This is a genomic window from Sphingomonas naasensis (assembly GCF_004792695.1).
GTDB classification, from domain to species: domain Bacteria; phylum Pseudomonadota; class Alphaproteobacteria; order Sphingomonadales; family Sphingomonadaceae; genus Sphingomonas; species Sphingomonas naasensis.
This window is the reverse complement of sequence record NZ_SRXU01000006.1, coordinates 326,063-340,855: the sequence shown is the minus strand read 5'-3', so window position 1 is coordinate 340,855 and position 14,793 is coordinate 326,063. Positions and strand designations below refer to the sequence as shown.

Here is a 14,793-nt window from a genome sequence, read left to right as displayed (position 1 = left end):
GCGGGGATCGCCATCCCGCTGCTCGGCGGGCGGCTGCTCGGCGGCAGCCTCGCGCTGCTCGCGCAGCAAGTGCCCGCTTCGCGGCTGCGGCTCGATCCGATCGGCGCGCTGTTCGGCGAGCCCGGCTTCGGCCTGCTCAGCCAGACGGTGGCGGGCGGGCTCGAGGGCGCGCTGTTCGGCGGCGGCGTGGTGGCGGGGATGCTGCTCGCGCGGCGCCGCCTCGCGCGCGACGGCTGAGCCGGGCCGGGCACCACCGTCCCATTTTCGAACCCTGCCGCGCCGCGCCGGCGATTGTCAGATTTTCGGCGTCCCGATAGCAAGCAGGGGTCTCGCAACCGGCAAGGGCAGTGGCGACTGGTGTCAGGTTCCGCCTCGATCGATCCCGAACGACTGGTCGAGACCGCGGTGCAGGCGGCGCGGCAGGGCGGCGAGGCGCTGGCCGGAACGCTCGAGGCGCTCCCGGTCGCCGCCTATGCGACCGACGCCGAGGGGCGCATCCTCGCCTATAACCGCGCCGCGGCGGCACTGGCCGGCTGCGAGCCGCCCGCGAGCGAGACGCGCTGGTGCGTGACCTATCGGCTCTACGACGCGCAGGGCGCCTATCTGCCGCCCGAGGCGTGCCCGATGGCGGTGGCGATCCGCGAGCGCCGCAGGCTGCGCGGCGTCTCCGCGATCGCCGAGCGGCCCGACGGCTCGCGCGTCGCGCTCGCGCCGCATCCGACGCCGTGGTTCGACGACGAGGAACGGCTGGGCGGCGCGGTCAACCTGCTGATCGCGCGCGACGATCCGCGCTACCATGCCTTTCTGCGCAGCGAGGCGACGCGCTGCCGGCGGCTGGCGGACTCGGTCGGCGATGCGCGCACCGTCGGGATCCTGCTCGCGATGGCGCGGGATTACGAAGCCCGCGTGCGGTGCGCTTCGCCGGCACCGTGACCGGTCCGAAGACCTCTCAGCCGCGCAGCGGATAGCGCTCGATCGCCTCGTAGCGCGCGCCCTCGCGGCCGAGCGTGCTTTCGAACAGCAGGAAATGATCGAGCGCGAAGGGATCGCTGGCGAGGCCGGCATGCGCTTCGAGGAAACGATCGGTCGTGCCGGCGCTCGCGTTCATCCGTGCCAGCGTGACGTGCGGCAGATAGGCGCGGCCCTCGGGCGGCAGCCCGCAACGGACCAGCGCCTGATCGACCTTGCGGTGCAACGCGGCGAGCGCATCGTGCGGGCGCAGCCCCGCCCAAAGCGCGTTGGGGCGGCCGCGGCTGTCGAACTGGCCGACGCCGGCGAGCGCAACCTCGAGCGGCGGCGCGTGGATGTTCGACAGCGCGATCGCCACATCCTCGGCGCGCGGGCGCTCGACTTCGCCGATGAAGCGCAGCGTGACGTGGAGCTGCGAATCGTCCTGCCAGCGCGCGCCGACCACGCCGCCCGCCAGCGCGAGGAGCTGCGCGCGGATCGCGGGCGGCGGGCGGAGGCCGACGAAGAGGCGGTGCATGGCGCGCTTTAACCACGGATCGGGGTTAATCCCCAGCCGGTTTCGCTTGAAAAGGATCGTTTCAGGAACGATATTCGACGCAAGTCGGCACGTGCCGGCAAGAGGAGCTCATAATGGCAAATTGGTCGGATCCCCGCCCGAGCGCAGCGGCCTACGCACCGGGCGTGTCGCGCGCCGATTTCGATGCGGGCCTCAGGTCCTACATGCTGTCGGTGTACAATTACATGATGTCGGGCGTGCTGCTGACCGGCGTCGTGGCGTTGCTGTTCTCGCAGACCGGCTGGGTGCAGCTGATGTTCAATCCGAACGGCGGCGCCTCGGGGCTCGGCTGGCTGATCACGCTGTCGCCGCTCGCGGTGGTCTTCGCGATGAGCTTCGGCCAGAGCCGCATGTCGACCGGGACGCTGCAGCTGCTGTTCTGGATCTATGCCGGGCTGATGGGGCTTTCGCTCTCGACGATCTTCCTCGTCTACACCTCGACCTCGATCGCGCAGGTGTTCTTCGCCACCGCGGCGGGCTTCGGTGCGCTGAGCCTCTACGGCTACACCACCAAGCGCGACCTTTCGGGGCTGGGCACCTTCCTGATCATGGGCCTGGTCGGGCTGATCGTCGCGATGCTGCTCAACCTGCTGTTCTTCCGCTCGGGCGAGATGAACCTGGTAATCAGCGCGATCGGCGTGCTGATCTTCGCGGGGCTGACCGCCTATGACACGCAGAAGATCAAGAGCATCTACGCGCATGTCGCCGGCACCGAGATGGTCGGCAAGGTCGTGATCATGGGGGCGCTGAACCTCTATCTCGACTTCATCAACATGTTCCTGTTCCTGCTCCGCCTGTTCGGCAGCTCGCGCAACTGAGCGATCCCGAACGGCGCGAACGAACCCGGCCCGGCGGCACTCCCGCCGGGCCGTTTTTGTGTTCGGCATGTTTCGGATGCGGGAACGCGACTCGCGAGACAGTCGTTACAGGCAGGCAACGCTCAGGAGAGTGAAACATGACTGCCAACCCGATCGACCCGGCGATGGACAAAATGTCGGTGGCACCGGGACCCGAGGACGCCGGGACCGCCACGGAGCGGCCGGGTCCGGTTACGTCGGCCGATGCCGGCACCGACGAATCGATCGCCCAGCGGCTCGAGCGCAACCCCGAGAGCAAGGAGGCGCGGCTCGATCGCGCGCTCGACGAATCGATGGATGCATCGGATCCGCCCGCATCGACCCAGCCGGTGCACAGCCATGCGATCCCCGAAAGCTCGGGCTATGACGAAAAGGCCGAGGAGAAGCTCGCCGCCGGACCGGCGGGGACCAAGGGCATCATCGGCAAGGTGATGCACAAGCTCGGCCTCGACTAGGGCAGGGTGGGCATCGCAGCCATTCCACGGCGCCCCCGCGAAGGCCGGGGTCCCGAACGATCAAGGACATCGCCCGCGACTCCGCGCCCCGGCTTCCGCCGGGGTGGGGGGGGGCGGCGCGCCGGCAGGGAATAATGGGCGCGTCCCCTGCGTCGGGCTGGCGCGCCAATCTCGTCCTCTACGCCGCGCTCGCCGCCAATCTGGGCATCGCCGTCGCGAAGTTCGTCGCCGCGGCGATCACCGGCTCGTCGTCGATGCTCACCGAGGGCGTCCACAGCCTCGTCGACAGCGGCAACCAGGTGCTGCTGCTCTATGGCCAGCATCGCGCCAAGCGGCCGCCCGACGCCGAGCATCCGTTCGGCTATGGCCGCGAGCTCTATTTCTGGGCATTCGTGGTCGCGATCCTGATTTTCGGGTTGGGCGCGGGCGTGTCGGTCTATGAAGGCTGGCGGCACATTCAGAACCCCGAGCATCTGCGCGATCCGCTGGTCAACTACATCGTGCTCGTCGTCGCGCTGGGGCTGGAGGGCACGAGCTGGGGCATCGCGCTCAAGGAATTCGCCGCGAGCAAGGGCGAGATGGGCTGGTGGCAGGCGGTGCGCCGCTCGAAGGATCCCGCCGGGTTCATCGTGCTGTTCGAGGATTCGGCGGCGCTCGCCGGGCTGCTCGTCGCCGGCATCGGCATCTGGGCGAGCCATGCGTGGAACGATCCGCGGATCGACGGTGCGGCCTCGATCGTGATCGGCCTGATCCTCGCCGCAGTGGCGACGCTGCTCGCGCGCGAGGCCAAGGGCCTGCTGATCGGCGAGCGCGCCAATCCCGAAGTGGTGCAATGCGTCCGCACCATCCTCGCGCGGCAGCCGGGGATCGTGCGGGTCAACCATGTCCGCACGATACACACCGCGCCCGACCGGATCTTCGTCGCGGTGAGCGCCGATTTCGACGACGCGCTGACGATGGGCGCGGGCGAGACGCTGATCGAGGGAATCGAGCAGGAGCTCAAGGCGACGCTGCCGATGCTGTCGTCAATCTATATCCGCCCCGAAAAAGCCGAGGACGCAGCACCCGCGGTGGCGCTGGGATGATCCGCGAAGGCTTTTCCTAAGTTACGGAATATACGTATAAAAGTTCGAATTCCTGACGTGCCTTCTATGATGGGAGGGGAGCATCCCGTCTGCGGAGCCGCTCCCTGGTCGTGAGGGTCGCGTGTTCGGATCGAAGGTTCGTGGCTTGCAGTTGCGCGCGGTCGTGCTTCCCACGGCGGCGGCGCTGTTGCTGCTCGCGCTGATGGTCGGCGCGGTGCTCCATTTCGCCACCGGCGGATCGGACGCGATCGCGGCCGAACGCCAGGCGCGGCTGGCCGAGGTCGCGCTCGCCGAGACCGTGGCCGATGTCAGCCGCAACCAGGAAGCTTCGACCTATTGGGACGACGCCGTCCGCCACGTCGGCACGACGCCGCTCGATCTCGACTGGATCGACCAGAATCTGGGCGTGTGGTTCCACAGCTATTACGGGCATGACGAGACCTATCTGCTCGATGCGCACGAGCGGCCGATCTATGCGATGCGCGACGGCCGACGCCTTGCGACGGCGCAGTTCGACGGCATCGCGGCGCAGGCGCTGCCGCTGGCGCTGCAGCTTCGCGGACAGCTGGCGCGGGGCGATCTGCGTCCGGCGCACGATCGCGAGCAGACGCCGGGGGCGTCGAGCATCGCGATGGTCCGCGGCCGCCCCGCGGTGGTGAGCGTCAAGCCGCTGCTCTCGGAGACCGGCTCGGTGCCGCAGCGCACCGGGGCCGAGCCGCTGCACGTCAGCGTCCGCTATCTCGACGGCAGCTTCCTGCGCCAGCTCGCATCGACCTATGGGATCGACGCGGCGCACTTCGCGATCGTGCGGGGCGACGGCGCGGCGATTCCGCTGCGCACCACGCGGGGCGAGGTGATCGGCTATATCCAGTGGCAGCCTTTTCGTCCCGGCCATGCCGTCGAGCGGCACATGGCGCTGACGCTGCTGGTCGCGCTCGCGGTCATCGGCGCGATGCTGTTCTGGCTGCTCCGCCGCAATCTGCGCGTCCGGCTCGAGCTCGAGACCAGCCGCGCACAGGCGCAGCACCTCGCTTTCCACGACGCGCTGACCGGGCTGCCCAACCGCGCGCTGTTCAACGACCGGCTCGACCATGCGTTGGCGCGCGCCCGGCGCGGGGCCGGGGCGACCTTGCTGCTGCTCGATCTCGACCGGTTCAAGCACGTCAACGACACGTTCGGGCATCAGGCCGGCGATGCGCTGATCCGCGAGTTCGGCAGCCGGCTGACCGCGCTGCTGCGCGAACAGGACACGGTGGCGCGACTGGGCGGCGACGAGTTCGCGGTGCTGCTGCCCGGATTGGCCGATGCGGCCGCGGTCGACCGGCTGTGCGCGCGAATCCTGACGGCGGTGCACGCGCCGTTCGAAGTGCTCGGCAACCAGGCCTTTGTCGGGGTGAGCATCGGCGTGGTGCGCGCGCCCGAGGCGGGCACCGACCGCGTCGATCTGATGCGCAAGGCCGATATCGCGCTGTACAGCGCCAAGGGCGAGGGCCGCGACTGCCATCGCCATTTCGACGTGACGATGGACGCCACGGTGCGGCTGCGCGGCGCGATCGAGGAGGACCTCCGCGCTGCGCTGGCGACCGGAGAGGGGCTGGCGCTGCACTATCAGCCGCTGGTCGGCGGCGACGGCACGATGGTGGGCGTCGAGGCGCTGATGCGCTGGACTCATCCCGAGTACGGCCCGCTGCCGCCCGCGCAGGTGATCCCGATCGCCGAGGAGACCGGGCTGATCGTGCCGCTGGGCGAATGGGCGCTGCGCGAAGCCTGCGCCGCCGCGGCGCGCTGGCCCGAATTGTTCGTCGCGATCAACCTATCGCCGGTGCAGTTCCGCACGCAGGGTTTTGCCGAGCGCGCGCTGGCGATCATCCGCGAATCGGGCGTGCGCCCCGAGCAGCTCGAGCTCGAAGTGACCGAGAGCGTGCTGATCGACGACGACGCGCTGGTGAGCGCGGGGCTGGCCAAGCTGCGCGCGGCGGGGCTGCGGATCGCACTCGACGATTTCGGCACCGGCTATTCTTCGTTGAGCTATTTGCGCAAGTTCGAGGTCGACAAGATCAAGATCGACCGCAGCTTCGTCCAGCATCTGGGGCACACGGTGGATTCCGCGGCGATCATCCACGCGGTGGTGACGCTCGGCCACGCGATGGGGCTGACGGTGACCGCCGAGGGCGTCGAGACAGGCGACCAGCAGCGCTTCCTCGCGCTTGCCGGGTGCAACCAAATGCAAGGCTATCTCTTCTCGCGGCCGGTGCCGGCCGATGCGGTCGCGGCGCTGCGCACGCAGTTGGGCGCACGACGCGCGGCCTGACGATGCCGGCGCGTCAGCGCGGCCGTGCGACGCCCTCGGCGATCAGCCGCTCGTAGCGCTCGGCCATGACGAGATGCGCATGGCGCGCTGCCGGATTCCGCTGGCGTTCGGCGGCCTCCCGCTCGCGGCGGGCCCGCAACTCGAAATAGATCGAATCGGACATGGCGAATCCCCCAGATCGCGCGATCGAGGGTGCCACAAAATCGAATGTTTTCAAGTGGTACTTGCCCGGGGGCTATGTCAGCGCTGTCCCTGGGGCGACACCGGATGATTGTTCCTCTGGTGTTCGCGGTCCGAGCGCAGCCCGGCGGCCGCGTCCGCCTCGTCTATGGCGCGCAGCAGATCCTCGAACTTTCCATCGTCCGACACGGGGAAGCAGCGCTTGAACCCACTCCCCAGCCTCTCAAGGTCGCGGTCGGTCAGCAGGCCGACCGCGACGATATGCTCCTGCGCCAATGCCCAAACTCCGGCGAACTCGTAGGGCATTAACGAGAATTCGCGGCGTTTGTGCCAACGGCCGGTCGATTTTAGCGCTTGAGGATGTCGAGCGCGGCAGCGGTCATCGCTTCGGTGGCGGTGCCGATCACCGCTTCGGCCTCGGGCGCCCAGAACGGGCTGTGGAGCGAAGGCAGCGCTTCCTTGCCCGCCTGCGCCGCGTCCCATTTGGCCCTGGGCACGCCGCCGACCCAGAAGATCATGCTCTGGATCGTCTTGTCGGCGAGATAGAAGCGGCCGAAATCCTCGCCGCCCATCACCGCAGGGGTCTCGACGACGCGGTCCTTGCCGAAGCGGCCGGTCCACAAGGCGTGGAGACGGCCGGTGAGCGGCTCGGTGTTGAAGGTCGAGGGCGTGCCTTCGTTGCGAACGGTGACCACCGGCATGCGATCCTCGGGCATGCCGGCGGCGATCGCCTCGCCCCGCGCGATGCGCGCGATGCCGTCGAGCAGCTGCTTGCGGACCTCGGGCGTATAGCTGCGCACCGTCAGCAGCATCGTCACTTCCTTGCCGATGATGTTGTGCGTCGAGCCGCCATGGATCGCGCCGACGGTGACCACCGCGGGGCTCTGCGGATCGACCTCGCGGCTGACCAGCGTCTGCAGCGAGGTGACGATGCGCGAGGCGAGGACGATCGGATCGCGGGTGGTCTGCGGATAGGCACCGTGCCCGCCGACCCCGAGGACCTTGATGTCGACCGAATCGACATTGGCGAGCGCATAGCCCGAGCGCACGCCGATCACCCCGGCGGGGAGCGACGCGGCATCGTGGAAGGCGAGCGCGAATTGCGGCTTGGGGAAGCGCGTGAACAGCCCGTCCTCGAGCATCATCCGCGCGCCCATGCCGCGCTCCTCGGCGGGCTGGGCGATCATCACCAAAGTGCCCTTCCACTGGCCCTTCATCGCGGCGAGGTTGCGCAGCGTGCCGATCCACGACGCCATGTGCGTGTCGTGCCCGCAGGCGTGCATCACCCCGGTTTCCTGCCCCTCGTCGGTGGTGGCGCGGACCTTCGAGGCGAAGGACAGCCCGGTATCCTCGGTGACCGGCAGCCCATCCATGTCGGCGCGGATCAGCAGGATCGGGCCGGTGCCGTTTCTGAGCACCGCGACGACGCCGGTGCCGCCAACCTTCTCGGTAACCTCGAACCCGGCCTTGCGCGCCTCGGCGGCGAGCTTGGCGGCGGTGTTGACCTCGTGGAGGCTGAGCTCGGGATTGGCGTGGAAATCGCGGTAGAAGTCGAGCAGCTGGGGCAGCGCCGCCTGCGTGGCCTGGTGGACCGGATCGGCAGCTTGGACAGGCGTGGCGAGAGTCATGGCGAGGGCTGCCGTCAGATGGATGCGCATGGGAGGGAGGCTAGCAGCGGCGGGGGCGTTGTCGAGGCTTCTATTCCTCCCTCGCGCAGCGGGGGAGGTGGCGCGCGCAGCGCGACGGAGGGGGCACCTCGACGGGCGACATCGCTTGGGGAGAGGCCCCCTCCACCACCGCCTGCGGCGGCGGTCCCCCTCCCCCGCTGCGCGAGGGAGGAATTTGCAGTACGCTAATGTAACGTGGAGGGCGGCGATGAAGCTGAAAGGCTGGGGCTCGACAAAGCGCGCGGCGAGGGCGGACCGCAAGGCGCTCAGCCTGCCGGAGGCGCTGCTCTGGCAGGAGCTGCGGAAGGAACCCGGCGGCTATCACTTCCGTCGCCAGCACGGCGCGGGGCCGTACCGGCTCGACTTCTACTGCGCGAAGGCTCGATTGTGCATCGAAGTAGATGGCGAGGCGCACGGCTTTGGCGATCGGTCGGACCGGGACGCCGAACGAGATCGCTGGCTCGCGGAACGGGGTGTTGCGACGCTGCGGGTTCCGGCAGCCGAAGTGTTGGGCAATCTGGAAGGCGTGCTGGCGCATATTGTCGACGTCGTCGCACGCCGATAGGCCCCCTCCGTCGTGCTTCGCATGCCACCTCCCCCGCTGCGCGAGGGAGGAGTTTACTCAAGATGCCGGCACCAGCTCCATCACGTCGAGCATGCTTTCGAAGCGCGGCTCGGGGAACACCAGCCGCCAGCGCTTCGGGGCGATGCGCTCGACATAGCCGATCATGTCGCGATTGGCGTCGACGCCGTAGCGCAGCGGCGCGGTCTCGTCGCCGAGGACCAGCGTGCCGAGAAAGATCTGGCGGGTGTCGCTGTCGGGGAAGACCAGCCCGGTCGGGCGCTGCGAGCCGGTGAGCTTGTGGAGGCTGCGCACCTCGCCCTCATCGGCGACGGCGCAGTCGAACCACGGATAGGCGGTGAAATCGCGCGTCGCGGTGCCGCGGGCGCCGAGCTTGAAGGTGCGGCAGCGATATTTGCCCTGCGGCAGCGCCGCGTCGGCGAGCGCGCGATCGGGATCGAACAGCAGCGGCTCGGCCGCGATCGCCTGGGGCTCGGCCGCGCGGGCGCGCGGCAGCGCCGCGTCCCACGCCTTGCGCCAATCGCGCAGCCGGTCGCGATCGTCGCTGGTGGCGACGCGTTGCCAGCGGACATTGGTGGGCGGGGAAGAGGCCGTCGCCTCGCGATAGACGCTGCAGCCCCCAAGGCCCAGCGCAAGGGCAACGGTGACCGGCAACATCCATTTCATCATGCGTCCCCTTTGCCCCGGCTTACGCCGCCGTCCAGCCGCCATCCATCGAATAATTGGCGCCGGTGATCGCCGCGGCGTCGTCCCTGCAGAGGAATAGCGCGAGGGCGGCAACTTGTTCCGGCTGGACGAATTGCTTGGTCGGCTGGGCGTCGAGCAGCACGTCGTTGATCACCTGCTCGCGGGTGAGCCCGCGGGTCTTCATCGTGTCGGGGATCTGATTCTCGACGAGCGGGGTCCAGACATAGCCCGGCGAGATGCAATTGACCGTGATGCCGTGGGTGGCGACCTCGAGCGCGGCGGTCTTGGTCAGCCCGGCGATGCCGTGCTTGGCGGCGACATAGGCGGCCTTGTTGGGGCTGGCGACGAGGCTGTGCGCGCTCGCGGTGGTGATGATCCGGCCCCAGTTCCTCGCCTTCATCAACGGGATCGCGGCGCGCATCAGATGGAAGGTCGACGACAGGTTGATCGCGAGGATCGCGTCCCATTTCTCGATCGGGAATTCGTCGATCGGCGCGACATGCTGGATGCCGGCGTTCGAGATCAGGATGTCGACGCCGCCCAGCTCCTGCGCGGCGCGGGCGACCATCGCCGCGATCTGATCGGGCTTCGACATGTCGGCGGCATCGTAGAGCGCCTTCGCGCCGGTGGTCGCCTCCAGCGCGGCGCGCTCGGTCTCGATCGCAGCTGCGTCGCCGAAGCCGTTGATCATCACCGATGCGCCCTCGGCGGCGAGCGCCTTGGCATAGGCAAGGCCGATGCCCGAGGTGGAGCCGGTGACGATCGCGGACTTGCCTTTGAGGAACATGCGAAACTCCTGACTAGCGATGCGTGAGGTCGAAGGCGGCGGTCTTGCCGTCGAGGATGTTCTGCGCGACGAGCTGCGCGCTCGCCATCGTCTCGGCGACCGCGGCGCGGCCGGCCTGCCAATGCTCGTGCATCGAGCGGGCGGAGAATTCGAAATCGCGGCTGCCGCCTTCCCACGCATTGGCGCGGTAGATCAGCTGGACGAGGCTGAGCGGCTTCTCGTCGGCGAGGATGCGCAGCGCGGCGACGTCGGGATCGTCGGCAAGGCTTTCGGGCAGCTTGGCGAGGACGCGGCGGATCGCCTCGCGCTCCTTGCGCAGCCGGAGCCGTTCGTCCGAGACCTGGCGGGTGCGGCTCGAGAAGCGGATCTCCTTCTCGCGGGCGATGACGTCGGTGATCGTGCGCGGCAGATCGGCGGCGGCGGGGAAGAGATCGACCTGGAAGACGAGGGTGTCCTCGCACTGGCGGTCGAGGATGTGCGTGAGCGGCGTGTTCGAGACGAGCCCGCCGTCCCAAAACTGGCGCCCGTCGATCTCGATCGGCGGCAACCCCGGCGGGAGCGCGCCCGAGGCCATGATGTGGCGCGCGTCGAGCCGCTCGTCGGCGGTGTCGAAATAGCGGAAATTGCCGCTGGCGATATCGACCGCGCCGACCGAGAGGCGCACCGGGCCGTTGTTGAGCAAATCCCAGTCGATATGCGCGTCGAGCGTCTCGCGCAGCGGCGCGCTGTCGTAGAAGCTGAGCGCGGCCGGGCTGCCCGGCGTCGCGAAGGCGGGCGGGATCGGGCGCGGGCGGAAGAAGCCCGGGACGCCGCCGATCAGCACCGTGGCGGCGGCCCATTCGTGCGCGAACTCGCGCGCGGTGTCGCTCAGCGGAATCGCGAAATCGGGGAGCGCGCCGGTGACGCCGTCCCAGAATGCCCTGATCGCGGGCAGGCGCTTCTCGGGCGGGTTGCCGGCGAACAATGCGGCGTTGACTGCACCGATCGAGATGCCCGCGACCCAGTCGACTTCGATCCGCGCCTCGCCGAGCGCCTCGATCACCCCGGCCTGGAAGCTGCCGAGCGCCCCGCCGCCCTGCAGCACCAGCGCGACGCACTCCGGCAGCGGCAGTCCGGCGACGCGGCGGCGCGGGCGGGGTTCGGCGTCGGCCATGGAGGGGCATGTGGCTTATCTGCGTGAGGTCTGCAATCCTCCCCGGAACGGGGAGGGGGACCGCCGCGAAGCGGTGGTGGAGGGGGCGTGCCGCCGCCGATTCCCCATGAGGAGAGCCCCCTCCACCAGCCTGCGGCTGGTCCCCCTCCCCGTGCCGGGGAGGAATGGTGCAACGCTCGGCCTTTTCGCGCATTGTTGCGGCGAGCGAACGACGAAAGGGTTTCCATGCGGCTCGACGATCTCGATCCCACCGACAATGCGCGCGACTTCGGGTCGGGCGGCGGCGGGGGCGGCGGCGGCTTCGGGCTGCTCGGGCTGCTGCCGTTGCTGCTCGGGCGCGGCATGGGCTGCGGCGGTGTCGCGCTGATCGGTATCGTCGCTCTGGTCTTCTTCTCGATGGGCGGCGGTGGCCTGCTCGGCGGTGGCGGCACCCAGACCCAGCAGGGCCAGACCCAGGGCGCGCCTAACGTACCGAAGGCATGCGACACCGAGGACGAGCTGTTCGCCTGCCGGGTGATGACGAGCACCGAGCAGGTGTGGGGCGAGATCTTCGCCGAGCATGGCCAGCGCTACAAGCCGGCGACGATCAACTTCTTCCAGAACGCGGTCCAGTCGGCGTGCGGCCAGGCCTCGTCGGCGGTCGGGCCCTTTTATTGCCCGGGCGACAATGGCGTGTTCCTCGATACCGGCTTCTTCGACGAGCTCGACAAGCGCTTCGGCGCGAAGGGCGATTTCGCCCGCGCCTATGTCGTCGGGCACGAGGTGGGGCATCATATCCAGAATCTCGAAGGCACCTCGACCAAGGTCAGCCAGGCGCAGGGCCGGGCCTCGCGCGCCGAGGGTAATCACCTGTCGGTGCTGCTCGAGCTGCAGGCGGATTGCTATGCCGGCGTCTGGGCGAAGCGCAGCGGCCGGCTCGAGCCTGGCGACATCGAGGAAGGTATGGTCGCGGCGAACGCGATCGGCGACGACACGCTCCAGCGTCAGGGGCAGGGCGAGGTGGTGCCCGACAGCTTCACCCACGGCACCTCGGCGCAACGCAAGCAATGGCTCCAGCGCGGGCTCGACAGCGGCGACCCCGCGGCGTGCGACACCTTCAATGCCCAGATTTGAGAAAGATCGGCGCGAAACCCGCGTAAAGCCATGCGGATAGCGGCTTGACGAAATCCCCCTGCCCGGCTCCATTCCCGGCAAGGGGGATTTTCACATGGATCAGGAAACCACGAACGCGCGCGCGTTCGAATTCGACGGCAACTGGCGCGAGTTCGCGCCGATCGCCTTCACCAATCTGCTGCTGACGATCGTCACGCTGGGCATCTACACTTTCTGGGCGCGCACCCGCGAACGGCAATATCTGTGGAGCCACACGCGCTTCATCGACGATCGGCTCGAATGGACCGGCACCGGGCTCGAGCTGTTCATCGGCTATGTCGCCGCGTTCGTGATCTTCATCATCCCGCTCGGCCTGCTCAACTTCACTTTGCAGGCGCTGGCGATGCGCGGCGAGGACGGGCTGGCGGCCTTGCTCTTCGTCGGGATCTATTGCGTCTTCCTCTATCTGGTCGGCTTCGCGGTCTATCGCGCGATGCGCTACCGGCTGAGCCGGACCTATTGGCACGGCATCCGCGGCGGCAGCAACGACCAGGGCTTCGGCTATGGCGTCTCGCATTTGTGGAAGACGATCGTCGGTTCGGTGGTGTTCGGGCTGCTGGTGCCGTGGTCGATGGTCAGCCTGTGGAACGAGCGCTGGAACAAGATGAGCTTCGGGCCGCACGAATTCCATTCGAACGCGAGCGTCACCGGATCGCTGATGGGGCGCTATCTGCTCGCCTATCTGCTGCCGATCGTGCTCTTCGTCGGCGTCGCGATCGTCGCGGTGCTCTTCGGGGCCTCGTTCAGCGGCAACACGCCGCAGGAAATGCAGATCGCCGCGATCCTCACGCTGGTGCTCGGCTATATCGGCTTCTTCGTCGTGCTCGGGCTGATCGCGCTGACCTTCTACGCGGCCTATTTCCGCGAAGTGGTCAGCGGGCTGTCGCTCGGCGGGCTCGATTTCGAGTTCAGCGCGCGGACCACCGACTGGCTCAAGCTGTTCATCGTCAACTTCCTGCTGGTGGTGGGCACGCTGGGGATCGGCATGATCTTCCTCGGCTATCGCAACTGGTCGTTCTTCGTGCGCCACATGCAGGCCTATGGCACGCTGAACCTCGACGATTTCACTCAATCGTCGACGCGCGCCCCGCGGCAGGGCGAGGGGCTGCTGGACGCATTCGATGTCGGCGCCTTCTGAGAACGCGGTCCGCGTCTGGCATTATGACGGGGCGAGCGGGATCCGGCGCGAGCCGCTGATGACGCTCGCCGGCCAGGGCTTCGTGCTGGTCGAGAACGGCTTCGAGCACGGGCCCCATGCCTTCGAGGACCTGATTGCGCAGGGCAACGTCAACGGCCACGCCCGGTACGGCCTCAAGAACCGGCCGGGATGGAGCGTAACGCTGATCGAGGGCGCGCCGTCCGCGCTGGCCGAGCGCCTGCCGGGCTCGCGGCGTTATGGCGGGGTGATCGACCGGATCGGGCTATGGCCCGCGGTGGGCGCGTTCGCCGCGGTATCCGTGGTGGTGCTGATCGGGCTGAGCATGCTCCCCTCGGTCGTGGCGCGGATGATCCCGCGCTCGGTCGAGGCGCGGATGGGGTCGCTGATGGTCGGCGATTTCGGCGAGCGGGCGTGCAACGCGCCGGCCGGATCGGCGGCGCTTCAGACGCTGGCGACGCGGATGGGCATGGCGAAGGACGTCGATCTGCGCGTGGTCGACGTGCCGATGGTCAACGCGGTGACGCTGCCCGGCGGCCATGTCGTGCTGTTCAGCGGGCTACTGCAACAGGCTTCCTCCCCGGACGAGGTCGCGGGCGTGCTCGCGCACGAGCTCGGCCATGTCGAGAATCGCGACGTGCTCGAATCGCTGGTGCGCCAGCTGGGATTGAGCGTGGTGCTCGGCGGGCTCGACGGCAATGTCGGCGGCTATACCAACGCACTGCTCTCGGCGAGCTATTCGCGCGGTGCCGAGGCGCGCGCCGACGGTTTCGCGATCGATGCGCTGGCGCGGGCGCAGGTCTCGCCCAAGCCGACCGCGGCGTTCTTCCAGCGGCTGTCGAAGACCGAGATCAAGACGGAGGGCGCCGGGGCGCTGCTCGGCTATCTGGCGAGCCACCCGATCTCGTCCGACCGCGAACGGCGTTTCGCGGCGAGCGCGGGCAAGGCCGCCTATGCGCCGGCGCTCGACGACGCGCAGTGGAAGGCGTTGCGCGAGATTTGCGGATCGGGCTCGGGCAAATGGAAGCGCAGCCGGATGGGGTTCTGAAGCGCCGAAAATCCTCCCTCGCGAAGCGGGGGAGGTGGCATGCGAAGCATGACGGAGGGGGCGTTTCCGCAAGCGAGGTCGCTCGTGGCGATGCCCCCTCCACCGCTTCGCGGTCCCCCTCCCCCGGTTCCCGGGGGACGATTTTTT

General features: G+C 68.7%; 16 protein-coding genes and 1 pseudogene. 10 read left to right on the top strand and 7 right to left on the bottom strand.

Going from position 1 to position 14,793, the window contains the following annotated elements:
* Both E5A74_RS20950 and E5A74_RS15300 read left to right on the top strand, forming a co-directional pair.
* A pseudogene (locus tag E5A74_RS20950) lies at positions 1 to 237 on the top strand (winged helix-turn-helix domain-containing protein); the annotation flags it as partial.
* 120 nt (positions 238 to 357) lie between these two features.
* Positions 358 to 933 (top strand): hypothetical protein, encoded by a 576-nt coding sequence (locus E5A74_RS15300; protein ID WP_135986462.1) that lies wholly within the window; start codon positions 358 to 360, stop codon positions 931 to 933.
* Between the two features lie 16 nt (positions 934 to 949).
* Here E5A74_RS15300 and thpR read toward each other — a convergent pair whose 3' ends face one another.
* Positions 950 to 1,486, bottom strand: coding sequence for an RNA 2',3'-cyclic phosphodiesterase (gene thpR, locus E5A74_RS15295; protein WP_135986461.1), 537 nt, complete (start codon positions 1,484 to 1,486; stop codon positions 950 to 952).
* A gap of 113 nt (positions 1,487 to 1,599) precedes the next feature.
* Here thpR and E5A74_RS15290 point away from each other — a divergent pair, with 113 nt between their 5' ends.
* From E5A74_RS15290 to E5A74_RS15275, 4 genes are all read left to right on the top strand, one after another.
* The gene (locus tag E5A74_RS15290; RefSeq protein WP_135986460.1) at positions 1,600 to 2,343 is read left to right on the top strand and encodes a Bax inhibitor-1/YccA family protein; all 744 of its coding nucleotides are present in this window, start codon (positions 1,600 to 1,602) and stop codon (positions 2,341 to 2,343) included.
* A 137-nt stretch (positions 2,344 to 2,480) separates the two neighbouring features.
* Complete coding sequence (locus E5A74_RS15285) at positions 2,481 to 2,837, top strand: hypothetical protein (RefSeq protein ID WP_135986459.1); 357 nt, start codon at positions 2,481 to 2,483, stop codon at positions 2,835 to 2,837.
* A 134-nt stretch (positions 2,838 to 2,971) separates the two neighbouring features.
* Complete coding sequence (locus E5A74_RS15280; protein WP_135986458.1) at positions 2,972 to 3,922, top strand: cation diffusion facilitator family transporter; 951 nt, start codon at positions 2,972 to 2,974, stop codon at positions 3,920 to 3,922.
* Between the two features lie 145 nt (positions 3,923 to 4,067).
* Entirely contained in the window at positions 4,068 to 6,233 is a 2,166-nt protein-coding gene (locus E5A74_RS15275) for a putative bifunctional diguanylate cyclase/phosphodiesterase (RefSeq protein WP_240699831.1), read from the top strand.
* A 13-nt stretch (positions 6,234 to 6,246) separates the two neighbouring features.
* On the opposite strand, the gene E5A74_RS20945 is transcribed toward E5A74_RS15275, so the two are convergent.
* The 3 genes from E5A74_RS20945 to E5A74_RS15265 all read right to left on the bottom strand — a co-directional run bounded on the left by E5A74_RS20945 (position 6,247) and on the right by E5A74_RS15265 (position 8,071).
* Positions 6,247 to 6,396 carry a hypothetical protein gene (locus E5A74_RS20945; protein WP_166745769.1) on the bottom strand — a complete coding sequence of 50 codons (150 nt, stop codon included), beginning with the start codon at positions 6,394 to 6,396 and terminating at the stop codon, positions 6,247 to 6,249.
* Between the two features lie 77 nt (positions 6,397 to 6,473).
* On the bottom strand, positions 6,474 to 6,719 hold the full coding sequence (locus E5A74_RS15270; protein WP_135986457.1) for a hypothetical protein: 246 nt from the start codon (positions 6,717 to 6,719) through the stop codon (positions 6,474 to 6,476).
* Positions 6,720 to 6,760: 41 nt separating this feature from the next.
* On the bottom strand, positions 6,761 to 8,071 hold the full coding sequence (locus E5A74_RS15265) for an amidohydrolase (RefSeq protein WP_135986456.1): 1,311 nt from the start codon (positions 8,069 to 8,071) through the stop codon (positions 6,761 to 6,763).
* Positions 8,072 to 8,288: 217 nt separating this feature from the next.
* Here E5A74_RS15265 and E5A74_RS15260 point away from each other — a divergent pair, with 217 nt between their 5' ends.
* Positions 8,289 to 8,645: an endonuclease domain-containing protein gene (locus E5A74_RS15260; RefSeq protein WP_135986455.1), complete on the top strand. Its 357-nt coding sequence runs from the start codon at positions 8,289 to 8,291 to the stop codon at positions 8,643 to 8,645.
* Positions 8,646 to 8,702: 57 nt separating this feature from the next.
* Here the strand turns inward: E5A74_RS15260 and E5A74_RS15255 are convergent, their stop codons facing one another.
* From E5A74_RS15255 to E5A74_RS15245, 3 genes are read right to left on the bottom strand one after another with little or no spacing between them, the layout of a single operon-like run.
* The gene (locus tag E5A74_RS15255; RefSeq protein ID WP_240699830.1) at positions 8,703 to 9,332 is read right to left on the bottom strand and encodes a DUF4893 domain-containing protein; all 630 of its coding nucleotides are present in this window, start codon (positions 9,330 to 9,332) and stop codon (positions 8,703 to 8,705) included.
* A 19-nt stretch (positions 9,333 to 9,351) separates the two neighbouring features.
* Entirely contained in the window at positions 9,352 to 10,137 is a 786-nt protein-coding gene (locus E5A74_RS15250; protein WP_135986454.1) for a 3-hydroxybutyrate dehydrogenase, read from the bottom strand.
* 13 nt (positions 10,138 to 10,150) lie between these two features.
* Entirely contained in the window at positions 10,151 to 11,290 is a 1,140-nt protein-coding gene (locus E5A74_RS15245; protein WP_135986453.1) for a patatin-like phospholipase family protein, read from the bottom strand.
* A 225-nt stretch (positions 11,291 to 11,515) separates the two neighbouring features.
* On the opposite strand from E5A74_RS15245, the gene ypfJ reads away from it, so the two are divergent.
* The 3 genes from ypfJ (at position 11,516) to E5A74_RS15230 (ending at position 14,646) form a co-directional block, all read left to right on the top strand.
* Positions 11,516 to 12,403, top strand: a complete 888-nt coding sequence (ypfJ, locus tag E5A74_RS15240) for a KPN_02809 family neutral zinc metallopeptidase (RefSeq protein ID WP_135986452.1) — start codon at positions 11,516 to 11,518, stop codon at positions 12,401 to 12,403.
* A 94-nt stretch (positions 12,404 to 12,497) separates the two neighbouring features.
* Positions 12,498 to 13,580, top strand: a complete 1,083-nt coding sequence (locus E5A74_RS15235) for a YjgN family protein (RefSeq protein WP_135986451.1) — start codon at positions 12,498 to 12,500, stop codon at positions 13,578 to 13,580.
* A complete protein-coding gene (locus tag E5A74_RS15230; protein ID WP_135986450.1) occupies positions 13,564 to 14,646 on the top strand; it encodes a M48 family metallopeptidase in 1,083 nt (360 codons plus the stop codon). Before E5A74_RS15235 ends, E5A74_RS15230 begins: the two co-directional genes overlap by 17 nt.
* The last annotated feature ends 147 nt before the right edge of the window (positions 14,647 to 14,793 follow it).